Origin of the sequence: Streptococcus mitis, from assembly GCF_002096925.1 — a bacterium.
Taxonomy (GTDB): domain Bacteria; phylum Bacillota; class Bacilli; order Lactobacillales; family Streptococcaceae; genus Streptococcus; species Streptococcus mitis_AF.
In genome coordinates, this window is sequence record NZ_NCVN01000085.1 from 86,328 (window position 1) to 109,406 (window position 23,079).

General features: G+C 40.1%; 20 protein-coding genes. 17 read left to right on the forward strand and 3 right to left on the reverse strand.

Translation table 11 applies throughout. The features are described 5' to 3' along the window. Positions 1–2 precede the first annotated feature (2 nt). Both B7692_RS09990 and B7692_RS09995 read left to right on the forward strand, forming a co-directional pair. The gene (locus tag B7692_RS09990) at positions 3–680 is read left to right on the forward strand and encodes an ABC transporter ATP-binding protein (RefSeq protein ID WP_000614114.1); all 678 of its coding nucleotides are present in this window, start codon (positions 3–5) and stop codon (positions 678–680) included. Beyond that, on the forward strand, positions 677–2,944 hold the full coding sequence (locus B7692_RS09995; RefSeq protein WP_049546893.1) for an ABC transporter permease: 2,268 nt from the start codon (positions 677–679) through the stop codon (positions 2,942–2,944). The genes B7692_RS09990 and B7692_RS09995 overlap by 4 nt, the downstream gene beginning before the upstream one ends. Before the next feature lie 106 nt (positions 2,945–3,050). On the opposite strand, the gene B7692_RS10000 is transcribed toward B7692_RS09995, so the two are convergent. The 3 genes from B7692_RS10000 to hslO are packed head-to-tail and all read right to left on the reverse strand — an operon-like array spanning position 3,051 to position 5,443. Then, positions 3,051–3,602 carry a cysteine hydrolase family protein gene (locus B7692_RS10000; protein WP_084930600.1) on the reverse strand — a complete coding sequence of 184 codons (552 nt, stop codon included), beginning with the start codon at positions 3,600–3,602 and terminating at the stop codon, positions 3,051–3,053. A gap of 1 nt (position 3,603) precedes the next feature. Next, complete coding sequence (dusB, locus tag B7692_RS10005) at positions 3,604–4,584, reverse strand: tRNA dihydrouridine synthase DusB (protein ID WP_192855501.1); 981 nt, start codon at positions 4,582–4,584, stop codon at positions 3,604–3,606. Beyond that, positions 4,571–5,443, reverse strand: coding sequence for an Hsp33 family molecular chaperone HslO (gene hslO / locus B7692_RS10010; protein WP_000357854.1), 873 nt, complete (start codon positions 5,441–5,443; stop codon positions 4,571–4,573). Before hslO ends, dusB begins: the two co-directional genes overlap by 14 nt. A gap of 164 nt (positions 5,444–5,607) precedes the next feature. Between hslO and B7692_RS10015 the strand changes: the two genes are divergently transcribed. The 15 genes from B7692_RS10015 to adcA all read left to right on the forward strand — a co-directional run bounded on the left by B7692_RS10015 (position 5,608) and on the right by adcA (position 22,642). After that, positions 5,608–7,035 carry an AcpB/EbpR/MafR family transcriptional regulator gene (locus tag B7692_RS10015; protein ID WP_084930602.1) on the forward strand — a complete coding sequence of 476 codons (1,428 nt, stop codon included), beginning with the start codon at positions 5,608–5,610 and terminating at the stop codon, positions 7,033–7,035. A 159-nt stretch (positions 7,036–7,194) separates the two neighbouring features. Further along, entirely contained in the window at positions 7,195–8,703 is a 1,509-nt protein-coding gene (gene glpK, locus B7692_RS10020) for a glycerol kinase GlpK (protein WP_084930603.1), read from the forward strand. Positions 8,704–8,744: 41 nt separating this feature from the next. Next, on the forward strand, positions 8,745–10,571 hold the full coding sequence (glpO, locus tag B7692_RS10025; RefSeq protein WP_084930604.1) for a type 1 glycerol-3-phosphate oxidase: 1,827 nt from the start codon (positions 8,745–8,747) through the stop codon (positions 10,569–10,571). A 70-nt stretch (positions 10,572–10,641) separates the two neighbouring features. Beyond that, positions 10,642–11,346, forward strand: a complete 705-nt coding sequence (locus B7692_RS10030) for an MIP/aquaporin family protein (RefSeq protein ID WP_084930605.1) — start codon at positions 10,642–10,644, stop codon at positions 11,344–11,346. Between the two features lie 405 nt (positions 11,347–11,751). Next, positions 11,752–12,906 (forward strand): D-alanyl-lipoteichoic acid biosynthesis protein DltB, encoded by a 1,155-nt coding sequence (gene dltB, locus B7692_RS10035; RefSeq protein ID WP_084930606.1) that lies wholly within the window; start codon positions 11,752–11,754, stop codon positions 12,904–12,906. A gap of 47 nt (positions 12,907–12,953) precedes the next feature. Then, positions 12,954–14,126, forward strand: a complete 1,173-nt coding sequence (gene dltD / locus B7692_RS10040; protein ID WP_084930607.1) for a D-alanyl-lipoteichoic acid biosynthesis protein DltD — start codon at positions 12,954–12,956, stop codon at positions 14,124–14,126. A 450-nt stretch (positions 14,127–14,576) separates the two neighbouring features. Further along, positions 14,577–14,708: a teichoic acid D-Ala incorporation-associated protein DltX gene (locus B7692_RS10045; RefSeq protein ID WP_004262018.1), complete on the forward strand. Its 132-nt coding sequence runs from the start codon at positions 14,577–14,579 to the stop codon at positions 14,706–14,708. A gap of 20 nt (positions 14,709–14,728) precedes the next feature. Beyond that, entirely contained in the window at positions 14,729–16,279 is a 1,551-nt protein-coding gene (dltA, locus tag B7692_RS10050; protein WP_084930608.1) for a D-alanine--poly(phosphoribitol) ligase subunit DltA, read from the forward strand. Next, positions 16,276–17,520 carry a D-alanyl-lipoteichoic acid biosynthesis protein DltB gene (dltB, locus tag B7692_RS10055; protein ID WP_084930609.1) on the forward strand — a complete coding sequence of 415 codons (1,245 nt, stop codon included), beginning with the start codon at positions 16,276–16,278 and terminating at the stop codon, positions 17,518–17,520. Before dltA ends, dltB (B7692_RS10055) begins: the two co-directional genes overlap by 4 nt. Before the next feature lie 13 nt (positions 17,521–17,533). After that, positions 17,534–17,773 carry a D-alanine--poly(phosphoribitol) ligase subunit DltC gene (dltC, locus tag B7692_RS10060; RefSeq protein WP_000351967.1) on the forward strand — a complete coding sequence of 80 codons (240 nt, stop codon included), beginning with the start codon at positions 17,534–17,536 and terminating at the stop codon, positions 17,771–17,773. After that, positions 17,766–19,034, forward strand: coding sequence for a D-alanyl-lipoteichoic acid biosynthesis protein DltD (dltD, locus tag B7692_RS10065; protein WP_084930610.1), 1,269 nt, complete (start codon positions 17,766–17,768; stop codon positions 19,032–19,034). The genes dltC and dltD (B7692_RS10065) overlap by 8 nt, the downstream gene beginning before the upstream one ends. Before the next feature lie 149 nt (positions 19,035–19,183). After that, a complete protein-coding gene (gene adcR, locus B7692_RS10070; RefSeq protein WP_001249308.1) occupies positions 19,184–19,624 on the forward strand; it encodes a zinc-dependent transcriptional regulator AdcR in 441 nt (146 codons plus the stop codon). Beyond that, positions 19,624–20,328 carry a metal ABC transporter ATP-binding protein gene (locus tag B7692_RS10075; protein WP_001269496.1) on the forward strand — a complete coding sequence of 235 codons (705 nt, stop codon included), beginning with the start codon at positions 19,624–19,626 and terminating at the stop codon, positions 20,326–20,328. The genes adcR and B7692_RS10075 overlap by 1 nt, the downstream gene beginning before the upstream one ends. After that, entirely contained in the window at positions 20,321–21,127 is an 807-nt protein-coding gene (locus B7692_RS10080) for a metal ABC transporter permease (RefSeq protein ID WP_000950030.1), read from the forward strand. The genes B7692_RS10075 and B7692_RS10080 overlap by 8 nt, the downstream gene beginning before the upstream one ends. A gap of 9 nt (positions 21,128–21,136) precedes the next feature. Then, positions 21,137–22,642, forward strand: coding sequence for a zinc ABC transporter substrate-binding lipoprotein AdcA (gene adcA, locus B7692_RS10085; RefSeq protein WP_084930611.1), 1,506 nt, complete (start codon positions 21,137–21,139; stop codon positions 22,640–22,642). Positions 22,643–23,079: the final 437 nt, after the last annotated feature.

Sequence of the window (23,079 nt, forward strand, 5' to 3'; positions counted from 1 at the left end):
GTATGATTCAGTTTCAAAATATTAGTAAGATTTATAAGGTAGGAGAGCAAGAAGTTCGTGCTTTAGATCAAGTTAGTTTTTCTATTGAGAAAGGGAAATTTACAGTTATTTTAGGTCCATCAGGTTCAGGGAAAAGTACGTTACTAAATTTACTTGGTGGGATGGATCGTGCGACATCAGGAACCTTTATATTTGATGAGGAACTAGTAACAAAGTTTACGGACAAGGAATTATCTGCTTATCGAAAAGATAAAATTGGTTTTGTTTTTCAATTTTATAACTTAGTTCCAAGTTTAACAGCCAAGGAGAATATAGGTATTGCAGCAAATTTAGTGAAAAACAATAAAGAAATTGATATGTATTTAGATCAAGTTGGTTTACTTCATAGAAAAAATAATTTTCCTAATCAACTTTCTGGAGGTGAAATGCAACGTGTATCAATTGCAAGGGCATTGGCTAAAGAACCTAGTCTATTATTGTGTGATGAACCTACAGGAGCGTTAGATTCAAAGACAGGTGATAGTATTTTAACTTTATTGAAGGAAGTTTCTAGAAATGGGAATGCTGCAGTTGTAATGGTTACACATAATAGAGAGTTTGCTAAATTTGCAGATCGAGTTATATATTTGAAAGATGGAAGTATTGAAAAAATAGAGAATAATGAAGAGGTGCTGGGATGAGGTATCTTCATATAAAATTATTAAGAGATCTTCGGCAAAATTGGCAACAATTTTTCTCTGTTTTTCTGATGTCTCTATTAAGTGTATTAATCTTTGTAGGGCTACAAGGAGCTTGGCATGGACTTGAAAAGAGTCTAGAGAGTTATTTGAAACAATCTGAACTTCCTGTTGTTTGGGTTCAAGCGAGACAAATTGATGAATCAAAAATTAAGCAGGTTGAACTATTATCTTCTGTTGAAAAAGTTATCAGTAAAAAGAAAGGATTTGCTAATATTGTTCGTTTAGACAAGACTGACGGACGAATCAATCTTGAAACGATTACAGATAATCAACTGGTTACAGTAACAGAAGGAAGTTCTTTTTCTGAAGGAAAACAAGATTCGATTTGGATTGATGGGAATTATGCGAAGAAGAATCATTTACAGATTGGAGATTCAATTTCTATTTCATCAAGGGGGAAACAGATAGATTTAGAAATTGTAGGATTTGTTCAGGCCACAGATAAGATTTATTTCACAGGTAGCATGGAATATATCGCTCCAAATCCTGACAATGATGCCTATGGTTATATTGCAGATAATGAAATTGCAAAAGGAATTCTGGGTTTATCGTCAGATAATGCCTTAGAAATTTATGGTTCTAAGGTAGATTTGCGAGGAGATTTAGAGTCTATTTTTGGGGGCGATTTAGTTTCTTATCAAGATCAAAAAAGTTTAACTGAAATATCAGAAGCTACCGATCGAGTTGGGCAAATTAGAAACTTATCTTACTTATTTTCTTTTATCTTTATTTTGTTAGCTATTTTGGCTATGTTTACAACCATTCAGCGTTTGATTGATGGCCAAACAAAAGAGATTGCTGTATTAAAGGCTTTAGGCTTTTCAAATCAGGCTATCAGTTTACATTATATTTTATTTGGCTTAGTAGTAAGTTTATTAGGAAGTTTCGCAGGCTTTGCTATTTCTCCCTTGATGTCATGGTTTGTACTAGAAACTCAAAAGTCAATGTTTACACTTCCAAATTGGCAAATATCTTATTCGTCTTCATCAATGGTTGTCGGTATTGTAGTCATTATTATTTGTGTTTTAGCTGCCTATTTAGCTTCTAGAGAGTCAGCTAGAGGCTTACCAGCAATATTTTTAAGAGGTAAAGAAAAAGTTGCTAAATCTGTTTTTGTGGAAAGATTTTCCTCTATCTGGCAACGAATTTCTTATCCTTCTAGATGGGCAATTCGTGATGCCTCGTTTAATCGTATTCGAGTTTTGATGGGAATCGTGGGAGTTGCAGGAAGTATGATGTTACTGATTGCTGGAATTGGTATGCCTGTGTCTATGAATCATCTTGTTGATAAGGCATACAATGAAGATTTTTCTTATTCAAAACGCCTAACCGTAGCGGATTATACATCTTCTAAGTCTAGATATGGTGGGCAAGGTGTACAAATTTCACAGGCACATTTTAATCCAGATGATGGCTACAATCGTTTATTGATTATATTTGATGATGGAGATATGATCCAAGCAAAAACAGAGAGTGCTGATTCTTTGAAAGATGATGGTTTGTATGTAACTAGATCATTTGCCCGTTTAGCAGGTATTAAAGTCGGAGATTTTTTAAATGTGACTCCCTATCAAGATGGTCATACTTACAAGTTTGAAGTAAAAGGGATTGTCACAAGTGAAACCAATCAAGGGGCCTATCTTCATGCTAGAGTCTTTGAAAAAGCAGGGGGAGATTTTACTCCACATACTTTATTAGTTGGGCCGGAGGTGGACGAAGATACTATTAAGCAAGACAAAGGTGTTCTATCTGTCATTGAAAAAGGGAGCCAAGAAAAAAATGCCTATGATTTTGTATCTAGTTTGATGAGTGTATTTCTAATGATTATTGGCTTTGCCTTATTACTTGTTATTATTGTTCTCTATAATCTGGGCTCTTTAAACTTTGTAGAGAGAATGAGAGACTATGCTACATTACAAGTATTAGGATTTTCTAATCAATATCTACAGATGGTAACTCTTTTTGAAACTATACTAACTACCTTTATTGGTTGGCTAGTAGGAATTCCTTTAGGAATATGGTTTTTGAAAGAGTATGTAGCAACATTTTCGACGATTCGAATTGAGTATACCGCTTATGTCAGTATGTATGTCCTTGCTTCTGCTACGTTATTGGTTTGGTTTACATCTTTAGGGACTGCTTATTTTATTAGTCTTCGTATGAGAAAGATTGACATGATTAGTGCTCTAAAGGGGGTAGACTAGTATGGTCAGTTCTGAGTGAATCTATAGACATTTATGAATAATTGCTAATCATCAATTCTAATACTCAAAGAAAATCCGTCAGCTCAATAAGAGTTGACGGATTATTTTATACTTGTACTTGGGTTAAAAATTCTTCTGTAGTAAGAATTTGAGCAAACTCATCTTGTAGAGAAAGGAGATTAATCTCATGGATAGTCTCAGGAGAGATGGCCTGACCGTTTTTGTTAGATAGTGTAAAACTGGCAGTAGCATCTGCTAGTAAAGTGACTTCAAAACCAAGATTTGCTGCCATTCGTGTCGTAGTAGACACACAATGAGGCAACGTCAAACCAACAACGACTAAATGACAAATCTGATTTTTTCGTAAATATGTTTCAAGATTTGTTCCAATAAAGGCGCTATTAACCGTTTTTTGAAAGACAGGTTCTGCAGTAACTGGTTCAAATCCACTTTTAAACACCTGATTTTGTTTGTTATGAAATTGCGACTGGGGGTTGTCAGATATGTGTTGAACATGTAAGACTGGAAGACCGTGTTTACGAAAGTATGTCAGTACCCTCAATGCTTGAGATTCAGCTTGAGGGTTGTTTCGTTCTCCCCAGATGGGTCTATCAAATGCTTTTTGCATATCGATAATCAGTAGAGCAGTATGAACCATTTTAAGCCTTATCCAATTGCAAGAGGGCTTCAATCTCTGCTAGGGTGCTAGCTTGTGAAATAGCTCCACGGAGCTTGGCAGCGCCAGATGTTCCACGGAGGTAGTGAGGAGCGAGGCCACGGAATTCACGAACTGCTACGTTTTCTCCTTTGAGGTTAATCAAGCGTTTCAAATGTTCGTAGGCGATTTTCATCTTGTCTTCAAAGGTCAAATCAGGTAGGATTTCTCCTGTTTCAAAGTAATGGTTGATTTGATTGAAGAGGTAGGGATTTCCCATGGCTGCGCGGCCAATCATGACTGCGTCAGCACCGATTTCTTCGATACGCTGTTTGGCTTCTTGAACTGTACGGATGTCACCGTTGGCGATAAATGGAATTTTGGTCAAAGCTTGAGCGACCTTGTGAAGGGTCTCAAGGTCTGCGTGGCCTGTGTACATTTGCTCACGGGTACGCCCATGCATGGCGAGGGCAGAAACACCTGCTGCCTCAGCAGCGAGGGCATTTTCTACTGCCAGAGATGGGTCAGCCCAGCCGGTACGCATTTTGACGGTGAGGGGGATATCAAGGACAGATTGAACCTTGTTGATGATAGAGTAGATTTTGTCTGGGTCCTTGAGCCACATAGCACCAGCTTCGTTCTTCACGATTTTGTTAACTGGGCAGCCCATGTTGATATCGACGATATCAGTTTTGGTGTTTTCTTGGATAAATTCTGCTGCGCGTGCTAGGCTGTCTTCATCACTACCAAAAAGTTGGATAGAGACTGGGTTTTCGCCTTCATCGATATGAAGCATGTGTAGGGTTTTTTCGTTGTTGTATTGAATTCCCTTGTCAGAGACCATTTCCATGACAACGAGTCCAGCTCCGAGCTCTTTTGCAATGGTACGAAAGGCTGAGTTGGTGACACCAGCCATGGGTGCTAGAACGGTACGATTGGGAATCTCAACATTGCCAATCATAAAGGGTGTATTAAGATTTGTCACGAATGAGTTCCTCCAGGTCGTTTTCATCAAAGTTGTAAGTAGTTTGGCAGAATTGACAAGTGATTTCTGCCCCGTGGTCTTCCTCTTTCATTTCCTGTAAGTCTGAGCTTGGAAGGCTAGCAAGAGCGTTCATAAAGCGCTCATGGCTACAGTCACATTGGAAACGGATTTCTTCTTCGGAAAGACGCTTGTAGGCCTCGTCACCGTAGATTGCTTTGAGGAGGGCTTCGATATGGTCTTCACTTTCGAGAAGAGTTGAGATAGCTGGCATTTCTTGGATGCGTTTTTCAAAGCGAGCAATCTCTTCTTCCTTGGCTCCTGGCAAGACTTGGACTAGGAAACCACCTGCAACCTTGACCTTATCTTCTTCGTCTAAAAGGACATTGAGACCGACTGCTGAAGGAGTCTGTTGGCTTTCAGTCAGGTAAAAGGCAAGGTCTTCACCGATTTCCCCAGAAATGAGGGGAGTCATAGAGTTGTAAGGATTTCCAGTACCGTAGTCTGTGATAACGAGGAATTGACCATTTCCAACAAAAGGTCCGACTAGAACTTCACCAGTTGCAGTCTTTTTGATATCGACACCGGGATTTTGAACGTAACCTTTGACATTCCCCTTGGTATCAGCGACGGTGATAATCGCTCCTAGGGAGCTAGATCCCAGCACTTTAACTGTAAGTTTGGTATTTCCTTTTTCATTGGCTGCGAGAATCTGGCTAGCGATAAGAGTTCGACCAAGTGCTACAGTTGAGCTAGCTTGGGTTTGGTGTTTTTCTTGAGCAGTGCGGACGGTTTCTGTGCTGTCAAGGACAAAAGCACGAAAGGCGCCACTTTCTGATATAGTTTTAATAATTTTATCCATAGCTACTATTTTAGCATAAAAATGCTCAAAGGGGGAGCCGTGTGTTTGCTGATTTTCAGGATAATGAACCAGGAAATCAGCATGAAAATAAAAAGAGAAACAGATTATTTCAGCATTTGTAAGATTTATGCTATGCTTAAGGTAGAAAATGAAAGGGGTAACAAATGTATTTAGGAGACTTGATGGAAAAGGCCGAATCTGGCCAATTTTCAATCCTTTCCTTTCTATTACAAGAGTCTCAGACGACTGTCAAGGCTGTAATGGAGGAAACAGGATTTTCAAAAGCAACCCTAACCAAATATGTCACCCTGCTCAATGACAAGGCTTTGGATAGTGGCTTAGAGCTGACTATTCACTTAGAAGATGAAAATCTGCGTCTATCGATCGGTGCAACTACCAAGGGGAGAGATATCCGGAGCTTATTTTTAGAAAATGCCATAAAATACCAAATTTTAGTCTATCTTCTCTACCACCAACAGTTTTTAGCCCATCAGCTGGCTCAAGAATTGATGGTTAGCGAGGCTACGCTTGGTCGTCACTTGGCTGGTTTAAATCAGATTTTGTCAGAATTTGATTTATCCATCCAAAATGGACGTTGGCGAGGTCCAGAGCATCAGATTCGCTATTTCTATTTCTGTCTTTTCCGCAAGGTCTGGTCGAGTCAGGCATGGGAAGGCCATATGCAGAAACCAGAGAGAAAGCAGGATATTGCTACTCTAGAAGAAATCTGCGGTGCTAGCTTGTCTTCGGGCCAGAAATTGGATTTGGTTCTATGGGCTCATATCAGTCAACAGCGTCTTCGGGTCAATGCCTGTCAGTTCCAAGTGATAGAAGAGAAAATGCGAGGCTATTTTGACAATATTTTCTACCTTCGTTTGCTGAGAAAGGCTCCGTCCTTTTTTGCTGGGCAACACCTTCCTCTCGGAACTGAGGATGGTGAGATGATGATTTTCTTCTCTTTCCTCCTATCTCATCGCATTCTTCCTCTTCATACTATGGAGTATATCCTTGGTTTTGGAGGGCAGTTGGCAGATTTGCTGACGCAATTGATTCAAGAAATGAAGAAGGAGGAACTATTGGGGGACTATACAGAGGACCATGTCACTTATGAACTCAGTCAGCTTTGTGCTCAAGTCTATCTCTATAAGGGCTATATTTTACAGGATTGCTACAAGTACCAGTTAGAGAATCGTCATCCCTATTTGCTGATGGAACATGATTTTAGGGGAACGGCAGAGGAGATTTTTCATGCTCTACCTGCCTTTCAGCAGGGGACAGACTTAGATAAGAAGATTCTCTGGGAATGGCTCCAGTTGATGGAATATATGGCAGAAAATGGTGGTCAGCATATGCGGATTGGTCTGGATTTGACATCTGGTTTTCTTGTCTTTTCAAGGATGGCAGCCATTTTAAAACGGTATTTGGAATACAATCGTTTTATCACCATTGAAGCCTATGATCGAACTCGGCATTATGATTTGCTGGTTACCAATAACCCCATTCATAAGAAAGAACAAACACCAGTCTATTATTTAAAAAATGACTTGGATATGGAAGATTTGGCGGCTATTCGTCAGTTATTATTCACTTAAAAGGCTTGGTCGTTCCAGGTCTTTTTTGTGAAATTCACACAATCTCCTCACATTTTTTAAAAAATTAAAAAAAGTTGATGAACAAGAAAGCGCTTTATTTTGTATACTAGTTAGTGTAAAGAGGAGACATCCTCAAGATCATTATCAGGAGGACAGCACATGTCACAAGAAAAATACATTATGGCCATTGACCAGGGGACTACAAGCTCTCGTGCCATCATTTTCAACAAAAAAGGAGAAAAAGTTAGCTCGAGTCAAAAAGAGTTTACTCAGATTTTCCCTCAGGCAGGTTGGGTTGAGCACAATGCCAATGAAATTTGGAATTCCGTCCAGTCTGTTATTGCTGGAGCTTTCATCGAAAGTGGTGTCAAGCCAAGTCAAATCGAAGCAATCGGAATTACCAACCAACGTGAAACAACTGTCGTCTGGGATAAGAAAACAGGACTTCCTATCTACAACGCTATCGTTTGGCAGTCTCGCCAAACAGCCCCTTTGGCTGAGCAACTAAAAAGTCAAGGTTATGTGGAAAAATTCCATGAAAAGACTGGTTTGATCATCGATGCTTACTTCTCAGCGACTAAGGTTCGTTGGATTTTGGATCATGTAGAAGGCGCTCAAGAGCGAGCAGAAAAAGGGGAATTGCTCTTTGGTACCATTGATACTTGGTTGGTTTGGAAATTGACAGACGGTGCGGCTCACGTGACCGACTACTCAAATGCAGCTCGTACCATGCTTTATAACATTAAAGAACTCAAATGGGATGATGAGATTTTGGAAATCCTCAACATTCCTAAGGCTATGCTCCCAGAAGTTCGTTCTAACTCTGAAATCTACGGTAAGACAGCCCCATTCCATTTCTATGGTGGAGAAGTCCCAATCTCAGGTATGGCTGGGGACCAACAAGCAGCCCTCTTTGGACAGTTGGCCTTTGAACCAGGTATGGTCAAGAATACTTATGGAACAGGTTCTTTCATCATCATGAATACTGGTGAAGAGATGCAGTTGTCTGAGAACAACCTATTAACAACCATTGGTTACGGAATCAACGGCAAGGTTTACTATGCCTTGGAAGGTTCAATCTTCATCGCAGGAAGTGCCATTCAGTGGCTTCGTGATGGACTTCGCATGGTCGAAAATTCACCAGAATCTGAAAAATATGCCCGTGATTCTCACAACAACGATGAAGTTTATGTTGTTCCAGCCTTTACAGGTCTAGGAGCTCCATACTGGAACCAAAACGCTCGCGGTTCTGTCTTTGGCTTAACTCGTGGAACAACTAAAGAAGACTTTATCAAGGCAACTCTTCAATCTATCGCTTATCAAGTGCGTGACATCATCGACACCATGCAAGTGGATGCTCAGACAGCTATCCAAGTCTTGAAGGTGGATGGTGGTGCAGCTATGAACAACTTCCTCATGCAGTTCCAAGCTGACATTTTGGGAATCGATATCGCACGCGCCAAAAACTTGGAAACAACAGCTCTAGGTGCAGCCTTCCTAGCAGGTTTGTCAGTGGGCTATTGGAAGGACTTGGATGAGTTGAAACTCTTGAACGAGACAGGAGAACTCTTTGAGCCATCTATGAACGAATCGCGCAAGGAACAACTCTACAAGGGCTGGAAGAAGGCTGTAAAAGCAACCCAAGTCTTTGCGGAAATAGACGACTAATACTGGAAGAATAAAGTGACTTAGTTAGAAAGTGTGTAAAAATGGAATTTTCAAAGAAAACACGTGAATTATCAATTCAAAAAATGCAGGAACGTACCTTGGACCTCTTGATTATCGGTGGAGGAATTACAGGGGCTGGTGTAGCCTTGCAGGCAGCAGCTAGTGGTCTAGATACTGGTTTGATTGAAATGCAGGACTTCGCAGAAGGGACATCCAGCCGTTCAACAAAACTGGTTCACGGAGGACTACGTTACCTTAAGCAATTTGATGTAGAAGTGGTATCAGATACAGTTTCTGAACGTGCAGTGGTTCAACAAATCGCTCCACACATTCCGAAACCAGACCCAATGCTCTTGCCAGTTTACGATGAAGATGGAGCTACTTTTAGCCTCTTCCGTCTTAAAGTAGCTATGGATCTTTACGACCTCTTGGCAGGTGTCAACAACACACCAGCTGCTAACAAGGTTTTGAGCAAGGAAGAAGTCTTGGAACGCCAGCCAAACTTGAAGAAAGAAGGTTTGGTAGGAGGTGGAGTTTATCTTGACTTCCGTAACAACGATGCTCGTCTCGTGATCGAAAACATCAAACGTGCCAACCAGGACGGTGCCCTCATTGCTAACCACGTGAAGGCAGAAGGCTTCCTATTTGACGAAAGTGGCAAGATTACAGGTGTTGTAGCTCGTGATCTCTTGACAGACCAAGTCTTTGAAATCAAGGCCCGTCTGGTTATTAACACAACAGGTCCTTGGAGCGACAAGGTGCGCAATTTGTCTAATAAGGGAACACAATTCTCACAAATGCGTCCAACTAAGGGAGTTCACTTGGTAGTGGACTCAAGCAAGATCAAGGTTTCACAGCCAGTTTACTTTGACACTGGTTTGGGAGATGGTCGTATGGTCTTTGTTCTCCCGCGTGAAAACAAGACTTACTTTGGTACAACGGATACAGACTACACAGGGGATTTGGAACATCCAAAAGTGACTCAGGAAGATGTAGATTATCTACTTGGCATTGTCAACAACCGCTTCCCAGAAGCAAACATTACCATTGATGATATCGAAAGTAGCTGGGCAGGTCTTCGTCCATTGATCGCAGGCAATAGCGCTTCTGACTACAATGGAGGAAATAACGGAACCATCAGTGATGAAAGCTTTAACAACTTGATTGCGACTGTTGAATCTTATCTCTCTAAAGAAAAAACGCGTGAAGATGTTGAGTCTGCTGTCAGCAAGCTTGAAAGCAGTACCTCTGAGAAACATTTGGACCCATCTGCAGTTTCACGTGGTTCGAGCTTGGACCGAGATGACAATGGCCTCTTGACCCTTGCTGGTGGTAAAATCACAGACTACCGTAAGATGGCTGAAGGAGCTATGGAGCGCGTGGTTGACATCCTCAAAGCAGAATTTGACCGTAGCTTTAAACTCATCAATTCTAAGACTTACCCTGTTTCAGGTGGGGAATTGAACCCAGCAAATGTGGACTCAGAAATCGAAGCCTTTGCGCAACTTGGAGTGTCACGTGGATTGGATAGCAAGGAAGCTCACTATCTAGCAAATCTTTACGGTTCAAATGCACCGAAGGTCTTTGCCCTTGCTCACAGCTTGGAACAAGCGCCAGGACTCAGCTTGGCAGACACCTTGTCCCTTCACTATGCAATGCGCAATGAGTTGGCACTTAGCCCAGTTGACTTCCTTCTTCGTCGTACCAACCATATGCTCTTTATGCGTGATAGTTTGGATAGTATCGTTGAGCCAGTTTTGGATGAAATGGGACGATTCTATGACTGGACAGAAGAAGAAAAAGCAGGCTACCGTGCTGATGTCGAATCAGCTCTTGCTAACAACGATTTAGCAGAATTAAAAAATTAAGAAAAAATAAAAGAGGCGGAGGGCAGGACTCCTAGTCTACCCTCTCCTTCTTTTTAATGGAGACAGAAAGATGATGAATGAATTATTTGGAGAATTTTTAGGGACTTTAATCCTGATTCTTCTAGGAAATGGTGTTGTTGCAGGTGTGGTTCTTCCAAAAACCAAGAGCAACAGCTCAGGTTGGATTGTGATTACTATGGGTTGGGGGATTGCAGTTGCGGTTGCAGTATTTGTATCTGGCAAGCTCAGTCCAGCTCATTTAAACCCAGCTGTGACGATTGGTGTGGCCTTGAAAGGTGGTTTGCCTTGGGCTTCTGTTTTGCCTTATATCTTAGCCCAGTTCGCAGGGGCTATGCTGGGTCAGATTTTGGTTTGGTTGCAATTCAAACCTCACTATGAGGCAGAAGAAAATGCAGGAAATATTTTGGCTACTTTCAGCACAGGCCCAGCTATAAAAGATACTGTATCAAACTTGATTAGCGAAATCCTTGGCACCTTTGTATTGGTATTGACAATCTTTGCTTTGGGACTTTATGACCTTCAAGCAGGAATCGGAACCTTTGCAGTGGGAACTTTGATTGTCGGTATCGGTCTATCACTAGGTGGGACAACAGGTTATGCCTTGAACCCTGCACGTGACCTTGGACCTCGTATCATGCACAGTATCCTTCCAATTTCAAACAAGGGAGACGGAGACTGGTCTTATGCTTGGATTCCTGTTGTGGGTCCTGTTATCGGAGCAGCCTTGGCCGTTTTTGTATTCTCACTTTTCTAAGATATTAAAACTCAATTATTCATACTTCAATAAACACAACTTACAAAAAATGACCAAAATAAAGGAGTACTTTCTCACTTCATTTTGGTCATTTTGATTTTTTTAAGTTTGTATACTGGTGTTGATTACTATTTCAGCTAAAAAGTCAGAATCCTTCACCGGTTCCTTCATCAATTTTTTGTTCTTGAATTTTATTTATTGTGTGAATAATTTTGTCTCATTATTGGGGTTCAGTACTAAGAGTCAGTTGGATTTTTTATTTTAAGAAATAAAATAACAGAAGTATTTTTAGTTTTTAAATTATGATATAATGAATAAAGTTAACTATCCTTGGTAATATGATAGGGACTAATCCTAAAAAGATAAATCAAGAGATGAGAAAAAGAAAAAAGGAGTTTGGCTGGTATGAATTATTTCGAGGGGAATGAGTTTTTCCTTCTTTTGTTTGTAGTTTTACTGATTGGTTTTGTGGTAAACTTTTTTGAAAAACGTAAGGACTACTATATTTTGGTGCTCTCCCTCTTATTTGCAGGAGCTATTTATGGCAAGAGTAGAGCAATGATTGTCTATTTAATCTCCTTTGTAATTTATCAATATTTTCTGGTTTTCATAGCACAGAGGATAGAAACAAAGCGACTGAAACCTCTGGTTTTCCTTTCTATTTTTCCTTTGGTAATCAATAAAGTCTTTGCCCTGACTTCTCTGCATTTGTTGGCCTTTATTGGCATTTCTTACATGTCCTTTAAGACCATTCAGATCATGCTGGAGATATCGGATGGCTTGATTAAAGAAAAGATTAGCATAAAAGACTACCTGCAATTTTTACTTTTTTTCCCTACAGTTAGTGCTGGTCCGATTGATCGGAGTAGGAGATTTTTAAAAGAGATAAACGAGATCATGCCTCGAAAAGAGTATCTAGAGTTGGCAGGTGACGGTGTGTATCGTATCGTTCTAGGCCTTCTTTACAAGGTTGTTTTATCAACCTATGTTTACCAGATGTTACTCGCTCTAAATAATACTGGCACAGTCATTTACTCAATCAAGTATATGTACCTCTATACCTTGTATCTGTTCTTCGACTTTGCAGGCTATAGTCTAATGGCCGTTGGAAGTAGCAACATTTTAGGTATTCAGACACCGATGAACTTTAACAAACCTTTCTTGAGTGTCGATATCAAGGATTTCTGGACCAGATGGCATATCACCTTGTCGACCTGGCTGAGGGATTTTGTATTTTCAAGAGTATTGATGCAGGTTATCAGGAAAAAATGGTTTAAAAATAGACTACACAATGCAACCTATGCCTATATGGTCAATATGTTGGCCATGGGTTTTTGGCATGGTCTTAGTGTTAGCTACATTGTTTATGGTTTTTATCATGGTGTCTTGATGGCTGGATTTGAAGTGTATCAAAAGAAAAGCACTTTTTATAAGAAAAATAAAAACAAAAATTGGTATAAACTACTAAGTTGGTTTGTGACCATGAATTTGGTTATGATTGGTTTCTTTATCTTTTCAGGTGAACCCTATAAAATCTTACTGACGATTTTAAAGAGATAAGAAATTGAAAAGAGATTGGACGGATCGAAGGGATAGGATAAAACGAGATGATTAAACTAAAAGCATTTTTGCTATCGCTTGTGCTCGTAATTGCGACGCTTGCCCTTTTAAATGTGACATACGTCAAGAAGATTGATGATTATTATAAAGTAAAGGATAACAGTATTCGCTATAGCACTTCGTATGAAAAGTATAAAAGTAGAGATATTCTGACAAGCAATATTACTCCCAATACATTTGTTTTATTGGGATCATCTGAGTTGGTTGCGACGATAAATGAAGACTATCATCCCAATAAAATTTTTAACTACAACGATTTTAATATCATGCAGATTGGGACCAGTTATTCACAAAACATCATTCAGGCTACGACCTTGGGTTCTATTGAAGGATCTATGACTAAGCGAAAAGTGGCTATAATAGAATCGGTTCAGTGGTTTGAAAAAGATGGGACTCATCAAGATGCCTTTTTGAACAAGGCTTCTCAGGAACATATTTTCCATATGCTAGGTAATGATAAGATTAGTAAGGAAACGAAAGAAAAACTAATCAATCGCATTATCGAAATTACCAAGGGGAACAAGCAACAAAATGACATCTACAAAAAATACAAAAGTTATTTCATAGATGAGAAAGGAACGATTGTTGATAAAAAACTATTAGAGTTCGATAACGCGATTTATTCCTTTAAACTCAAACAGACTTTTTATCAAAAACATGCCAAATCAGATTATCCTTTACTAGGAGATAAAACTCCAGACTATGATTGGCGGCAGCTGACGGATCAGTTTGTAGAAGAGGTCAAAAAGAAAACAAACAACAATGACTATGCTGTTGATAACAACTACTACAATACCTACTTGAAAGATCGCTATGCATCCTTGAAAGATTCCAATAAAGATTTGAGCTATTTGGAGTCACCAGAGTATTCAGATATGAAACTTTTCTTGACAGTTGCTAAGGAATTGGGAATTGAAGTTGAGGTCATTATTTTCCCAGTAAATGGGAAATGGAATGACTATACTGGTGTCTCAAGAGAGATGCGAGAAAAAACTTATAAAAAAATTGAAGATGTTGCGAAAAGTCATGGTGCAACAGTACTAAACTATGGAAACAGAGAGTATGATGATTACTTTTTATTTGATGTGATGCATGTTGGGGTGAAAGGATGGATGGAAGTTGAAAAAGAACTTTACAAATTTGCAAACCAAGATAACTAACACACACCGTTTAATCTTGTGGACGTTGTTTTTCTATACGGTTATCTTAAGCATCGTGATTTATTGTTTTGTGACCGATTTTTCGAACATTCAAGAATTTATCTATAGTGAATTTTAGGATTACATACTATAAAAAACTCTAGATAAAGGGAACTGCACCGATAAAGTGAGACATAAGATAAGGCTCTATAATATTTATAGTGGAGACATCCTCTATAGGTAGTATGGAGCCTACTTTATTGTAGCCCCATATAATTTATACTGAAAAGCATTCAATCTATCATTAGAAAGAATCATATGGAACAAATTAATATTACTGAAACGTAGTGAAAATAGACGGGTAAACAATTGAAAAACTAGTCTATAAAATGGTATAATAGCAGAAAAATAAATTAGTAAGAAATTGATTTTATTTTAGCGAAAAATTACAGAAATGAATGGTTTTTCTTGATGAAACAGAGAAAAGAATTGTACCTCTTTTTTGGTCGGACAGCCTTGTATTTTATTATCTTTCTTGGGCTACTTTACTTTTTTAGCTATCTTGGTCAGGGTCAAGGAAGCTTTATCTATAATGAATTTTAACTTGAAGGAGAATCCTTATTATGTCAAATAAACCAATAGTAGATATGATTGAAACTATTGAGCATTTTGCTCAGACCCAGCCTAGCTATCCTGTTTACAATGTTTTGGGGCAGGAACACACTTATGGAGATTTGAAAGCTGATTCGGATAGTTTGGCTGCAGCCATTGACCAACTAGATTTACCTGAGAAGTCTCCTGTGGTTGTTTTTGGTGGCCAAGAATATGAAATGTTGGCAACCTTTGTAGCGCTGACTAAGTCGGGGCATGCCTACATTCCAATTGACAGCCATTCGGCCTTGGAGCGAGTTTCAGCTATTTTAGAAGTAGCAGAGCCAAGCTTGATTATTGCTATCTCAGACTTTCCATTGGAGCAGGTTTCTACACCGATGATGACTCTAGCTCAGGTTCAAGAAGCCTTTGCTCAGGGGAATAATTATGAGATCACGCATCCAGTCAAGGGCGATGATAATTACTACATCATCTTTACTTCTGGTACGACTGGTAAGCCAAAGGGAGTGCAGATTTCACATGATAACCTCCTCAGCTTTACCAACTGGATGATTACGGACAAGGAATTTGCGACACCGAATCGTCCGCAAATGCTGGCTCAGCCACCTTATTCTTTTGATCTGTCTGTCATGTACTGGGCTCCGACCTTGGCACTGGGTGGTACGCTTTTCGCTCTTCCTTCAGCTATTACTCAGGACTTTAAGCAACTCTTTGCGACCATCTTTTCATTGCCAATCGCTATCTGGACCTCAACCCCTTCTTTTGCAGATATGGCTATGTTATCAGAAGACTTTAATAGCGAGAAAATGCCTGGAATTACGCATTTCTACTTTGATGGCGAAGAGTTGACGGTCAAAACGGCTCAAAAACTGCGTGAGCGTTTCCCGAATGCCCGTATTATCAATGCTTACGGCCCAACAGAAGCGACAGTAGCCCTATCAGCAGTTGCTGTGACAGACGAGATGTTGGCGACTCTCAAACGCCTACCAATCGGCTATACCAAGGCCGACTCTCCAACCTTTATCATTGATGAGGACGGCAAGAAACTGTCAAATGGTGAACAGGGAGAAATTATTGTTTCTGGACCAGCCGTTTCAAAAGGTTATATGAATAATCCTGAAAAAACGGCAGAAGCCTTCTTTGAGTTTGAAGGTCTACCAGCCTACCATACAGGAGATGTGGGAACTATGACAGATGAGGGCTTGCTTCTCTACGGCGGACGCATGGACTTCCAGATTAAGTTCAACGGTTACCGCATTGAGTTAGAAGATGTCTCTCAAAACCTCAATAAGTCTCGCTTTATCGAGTCTGCTGTAGCTGTGCCACGTTATAATAAAGACCACAAGGTGCAAAATCTATTGGCTTATGTCATCTTGAAAGACGGTGTTCGTGAGCAGTTTGAGCGTGATATCGATATTACCAAGGCTATCAAGGAAGATTTAACAGATATCATGATGTCCTACATGATGCCGTCTAAATTCCTTTATCGAGACAGTTTGCCACTGACTCCAAATGGAAAGATTGACATCAAAGGATTGATTAACGAGGTGAACAAGAGATGATGGAGTTCTTTCAACAGCTTCCTCATTTAGAGCCATATGGGAATCCTCAGTATTTTGTCTATGTGATTGCTGCAACCTTGCCCATCTTTATCGGCCTCTTTTTCAAGAAACGCTTTGCCTGGTACGAGGTATTGGTTAGTCTCTTCTTTATCGTCACCATGTTGGTAGGTGGGAAGACCAATCAGTTGGTTGCCTTGGGTATTTACCTTTGCTGGGAAATATTGCTCGTACTCTTCTACAAGCATTATCGAAAAAGTAAGGATGGCAAGTGGGTCTTCTACCTAGTTAGTTTTCTGTCCCTCCTTCCGATTATCTTTGTCAAGGTGCAGCCGGCTATCAATGGAACGCAGTCTTTGCTTGGCTTTTTGGGAATTTCTTACCTGACCTTTCGTTCGGTTGGGATTATCATCGAGCTGAGAGATGGAGTGATTAAGGATTTTACCCTCTGGGAATTCCTCCGATTCCTTCTCTTCATGCCAACTTTCTCGAGTGGCCCAATCGATCGCTTTAAGCGTTTTAATGAAAATTATCAGACCATTCCTGAGCGGGATGAGTTGATGGATATGCTGGATGAATCTGTTCGCTATATCATGTGGGGATTTTTGTACAAGTTTATCCTGGCTCATGTTTTAGGAGAAACTTTACTACCTCCTCTGAAGAATCTAGCCCTGCAGTCAGGTGGCTTCTTTAACCCCTATGCCTTGGCAGTTATGTATACCTTTGGTTTGGAGCTTTTCTTTGATTTTGCAGGTTACTCTATGTTTGCCTTGGCTATCTCAAACTTAATGGGAATCCGTAGCCCCATCAACTTTAATAAGCCTTTTTTATCAAGGGATTTAAAAGAGTTTTGGAATCGTTGGCATATGAGCCTTTCTTTCTGGTTCCGTGACTTTGTCTTTATGCGAATGGTGATGGTGTTGACCAGAAAGAAGGTCTTTAAGAATCGTAATGTAACCTCAAGCGTGGCCTATATTGTAAATATGCTGATTATGGGATTTTGGCACGGTGTGACCTGGTACTATATCGCCTATGGACTCTTTCATGGGATTGGGCTGGTAATCAATGACGCCTGGGTTCGCAAGAAAAAGACGCTCAATAAGGAGCGGAAAAAAGCAGGGGAAGCTGCTCTACCTGAGAATCGCTGGATTCAGTTGCTTGGCATGGTTGTCACCTTCCATGTCGTCATGCTGTCATTCTTAATCTTTTCTGGATTTTTGAATGATTTATGGTTTAAAAAATAAAAGGATATAAAAAATGGATATCAAATCAGAAGTTATTGAAATTATTGATGAGTTGTTTATGGAAGATGTTTCTGACATGATGGATGAAGATCTTTTTGATGCCGGTGTCTTGGATAGTATGGGAACGGTTGAGTTGATTGTGGAGATTGAAAACCGTTTTGACATTCGTGTCCCTGTAACAGAGTTTGGTCGCGACGACTGGAATACAGCCAATAAAATCATAGCTGGTATTGTGGAGCTACAAAATGCTTAAACGCTTATGGATGATCTTCGGACCGGTCTTGATAGCTGGTTTGTTGGTTTTTCTTCTCATTTTCTTTTATCCTACTAGTAAAAGTTATAATTTATCAGAAGAAAAACGATATGCAGCAGCGATTAGTACACAAAGTTTTAGAGAAAGATTTCAGAAGGTGAGAGCTCTTTCGGATCCAAGTCTACGATTCATTCCCTTTTTTGGTTCTAGTGAGTGGATTCGATTTGATAGTATGCATCCAGCTGTTTTAGCGGAGAAGTACAATCGTTCGTATAGACCCTATTTTTTAGGACAAGCGGGAGCAGCTTCTTTAAATCAGTACTTTGGTATGCAGCAAATATTGCCAGAGCTAGAAAATAAACAGGCTGTTTTTGTTATTTCTCCTCAGTGGTTTACAGAAACGGAGTATGAACCTGCAGTTTTTCGTAGGTATTTTAACACGGATCAATTGGGCGCTTTTTTGGAAAATCAGTCTGGAGATGTGTCAAGTCGTTACGCCGCTTCGCGTTTAATGAAAAAGTATCCTAATGTAGTATTAGGAGATATAGTCAAAAAAATAACCGAGAGTGAGCGACTTTCGGAAATAGATAAGACACTCATAGATACATTAGCACGATTCAACGAAAAACAATCATTTCTATTTGGACAAGTGTCAGTGAATGATGGAGAAAAATATAGAGATCGTGTGGAGAAGTATCTGAAAGACTTACCAGATAAATTTTCCTACGATGCATTGAGAGAAATCGCTGTAAAAGATGCTGAAGCAAATACCACGAATAATGATATGGGGATGGATAATCATTTCTATGATACGCAAGTAAAGAAAGATTTAAAAAAGTGGAAGGATTATCAGAAAAATTATAATTTTCTAAAATCATCTGAATATAATGACTTGCAATTAGTCTTAAATCAATTTGCTAATTCAAAAGTGAATGTATTGTTTGTGATTCAACCGGTTAATAAAAAATGGATGGATTATACAGGATTAAATCAAGATATGTATCAACATGCAGTTGAAAAGATTCGTTACCAATTAGAAAGTCAAGGTTTTACTAATATAGCAGATTTTTCAAAAAATGGTGCTGAACCTTATTTTGTAAAAGATACAATTCATATTGGTTGGTTGGGTTGGTTGGCTTTTGACAAGGCAGTTGATCCTTTCCTATCCAATCCCACACCAGCTCCGACTTACCATCTGAATGAGCGCTTTTTCAGCAAAGACTGGGCACTTTATGATGGAGACATCAAGGAATTTCAATAGATAATAGTATGGAAGAGTTCAAGAATGAAACTGGTTTTCACGTTTTTTCTTGACTCTTTTTTTGGTTGTGATATAATTAACCAGTAAATAATTTCAAAGAATAGTATTTTTCTCTTAAAAAGAGAAGTCCAAAAGGAAAGGAGTAACACATGAGACAGCTAGCGAAGGATATCGATGCCTTTTTGAATGAGGTGATTTTGCAGGCGGAAAACCAGCATGAAATCCTAATAGGTCATTGCACTAGCGAGGTAGCTCTAACCAATACTCAGGAGCATATCCTCATGCTATTGTCAGAGGAATCTTTAACCAATTCAGAGTTGGCCCGTCGTCTCAATGTCAGTCAGGCGGCAGTTACCAAGGCTATTAAGTCTTTGGTCAAGGAAGGAATGTTGGAGACATCTAAAGATCCTAAGGATGCGCGTGTGATTTTTTATCAATTGACTGACTTGGCTCGTCCAATTGCTGAGGAGCACCATCATCACCATGAGCATACGCTTTTAACCTATGAACAAGTGGCGACTCAGTTTACTCCAAATGAACAAAAAGTGATTCAGCGGTTTTTGACTGCTTTAGTAGGAGAAATCAAATAATGAGATATATTACGGTAGAGGATTTGTCCTTCTATTATGATAAGGAGCCTGTTCTTGAACATATCAATTATAGTGTTGATAGTGGGGAATTTGTTACCTTGACAGGGGAAAATGGAGCGGCTAAGACGACACTGATCAAGGCCAGTCTTGGGATTCTTCAACCACGCATTGGTAAGGTGACCATTTCAAAGACAAATACCCAGGGTAAGAAATTGAGAATAGCTTATCTACCTCAACAGATTGCCAGTTTTAACGCTGGTTTTCCAAGTACGGTTTATGAATTTGTCAAGTCGGGACGCTACCCACGAAAGGGTTGGTTCCGTCGTTTAAATGCTCATGATGAGGAGCATATCAAGGCCAGTCTGGATTCAGTTGGCATGTGGGAGCACAGAGACAAACGCTTGGGTTCTCTTTCTGGGGGGCAAAAGCAACGGGCGGTAATCGCGCGTATGTTTGCTTCTGACCCTGATGTATTTATCCTAGATGAGCCGACAACGGGGATGGATGCAGGAAGTAAAAATGAATTTTACGAACTCATGCACCACAGCGCCCATCATCATGGCAAGGCTGTTTTGATGATTACCCATGACCCTGAAGAAGTTAAGGACTATGCGGACCGCAATATTCATCTAGTCCGTAACCAAGACTCGCCATGGCGTTGTTTTAACGTTCATGAGAATGACCAGGAGGTGGGCCATGCTTAGTTTATTATCTTATGACTTTATGCAACGTGCCTTTCTGGCGGTTATTGCTATGAGTCTTTTCTCGCCAGTTCTTGGAACCTTCCTTATCTTGCGTCGTCAGAGTTTGATGAGTGATACTCTTAGCCACGTCTCGCTTTCAGGTGTAGCCTTTGGTCTGGTACTGGGGATTTCGCCAACTATTTCCACTATTGCTATTGTCTTGATTGCGGCAGTCTTCCTGGAGTATCTCCGTACGGTTTACAAGAGCTTTATGGAAATCGGGACAGCTATCCTCATGTCAACGGGTCTGGCTGTTTCTCTGATTGTCATGAGCAAGGGTAAAAGCTCGAGTTCTATGAGTTTGGACCAGTACCTTTTCGGCTCAATCGTGACTATTAGCGAAGAGCAGGTCATTTCCCTCTTTGTCATTGCGGCGGTTGTCTTGATTTTGACCTTCCTCTTCCTTCGTCCTATGTATATCCTGACCTTTGATGAGGATACGGCTTTTGTGGATGGCTTGCCAGTTCGTACCATGTCCATTCTTTTTAACATGGTGACGGGGGTGGCCATTGCCCTTATGATTCCAGCTGCGGGAGCTCTTCTGGTATCGACCATTATGGTCTTGCCAGCTAGTATTGCCCTGCGTCTGGGGAAAAACTTTAAATCGGTTATGCTGCTTGCCAGTGCTATTGGATTTTTGGGAATGGTAGCAGGACTTTACATTTCCTACTATGCAGAAACACCTGCAAGTGCAAGTATTACCATTATTTTTGTAACTGTTTTCTTGCTAATCAGTTTAGTAAGACGTTTTATCAAATAGGAGATGAACATGAAAAAAATTAGCTTATTACTCGCCAGTCTATGTGCCTTGTTTTTAGTGGCTTGTTCCAATCAAAAGCAGGCAGATGGCAAACTAAATATTGTGACAACCTTTTACCCTGTCTATGAATTTACCAAGCAAGTCGCAGGAGATATGGCTAATGTAGAGCTCCTAATCGGTGCTGGTACAGAACCCCATGAATATGAACCGTCTGCCAAGGCAGTTGCCAAAATCCAAGATGCAGATACCTTCGTTTATGAAAATGAAAACATGGAAACATGGGTTCCTAAATTGCTAGATACTTTGGATAAGAAAAAGGTGAAAACCATCAAGGCGACAGGCGATATGTTGCTCTTGCCAGGTGGTGAGGAAGAAGAGGGAGACCATGATCATGGAGAAGAAGGCCATCACCATGAGTTCGATCCCCATGTTTGGTTATCACCAGTTCGTGCTATTAAACTAGTAGAGCATATCCGTGACAGTTTATCAGCAGATTATCCTGATAAAAAAGAGACCTTTGAGAAGAATGCTGCTGCCTATATCGAAAAATTACAAGCCTTGGATAAGGCTTATGCAGAAGGCTTGTCTCAAGCCAAACAAAAGAGCTTTGTAACGCAGCACGCAGCCTTTAACTATCTCGCCTTGGACTATGGACTCAAACAAGTCGCAATCTCAGGCCTTTCTCCAGATGCAGAGCCATCAGCAGCTCGCTTGGCAGAATTGACAGAGTACGTCAAGAAAAATAAAATTGCCTATATCTACTTTGAAGAAAATGCCTCACAGGGCCTTGCTAACACACTTTCAAAAGAAGCAGGTGTTAAAACAGATGTCCTTAATCCTTTAGAAAGTCTGACAGAAGAGGACACCAAGGCTGGAGAAAATTACATCTCCGTGATGGAGAAAAACCTCAAGGCTTTGAAACAAACAACGGATCAAGAAGGCCCAGCAATCGAGCCTGAAAAGGCAGAGGATACCAAGACAGTCCAAAATGGTTACTTTGAGGATGCAGATGTCAAGGATCGCACCTTGAGTGACTATGCAGGTAACTGGCAATCAGTTTATCCTTTCCTTGAAGATGGTACTTTTGATCAAGTGTTTGATTACAAGGCTAAGTTGACAGGTAAGATGACCCAGGCTGAGTACAAGGCCTACTATACAAAAGGCTATCAGACAGATGTGACTAAGATTAATATCACTGATAACACTATGGAATTTGTTCAAGGTGGACAAAGCAAGAAATTCACCTACAAGTATGTTGGTAAGAAAATCTTGACTTACAAGAAAGGCAATCGTGGCGTGCGTTTCCTCTTTGAAGCGACAGATGCTGACGCTGGACAATTCAAGTATGTTCAGTTTAGTGACCACAATATCGCCCCAGTTAAGGCAGAACATTTCCATATCTTCTTTGGAGGCACAAGCCAAGAAGCCCTCTTTGAAGAAATGGATAACTGGCCAACCTACTACCCAGATAACCTATCTGGACAAGAAATCGCCCAAGAAATGTTGGCGCATTGATGAGAAACCGACTAGTTCATAGGAGCTAGTCGGTTTTTGGATACTAGATAGCTAACTGCATTATAGACCTTTCAGAACTTTAAACAATAAATAAAACTCTTGAAATATTTGGGCTTATATGTTAGAATAATTTTAACGGACAAGGTTCATTAGAACACCAAAGCCCCTAACTACTGCCATAGTTAAGGGCTTTTTTGACGTATCTTAGAGATTTAACGGGTGTTGATAGGCTAGTCACTCGGTCTACTTCTTACCATCTAGCCATTTGCAGACGAAATACAAGATAATTCCTGCTATGACGTCCGCTATAATAGTAAGAACGAGCTCTGGGGCAAGGTTCATTAGTTTCACCTCCTCTCACGAACCGTAAGGAACGTAATCGGTAACCGATGACAAAAATAGTATACCACACTACATTCAGATCATCAACATTGCTT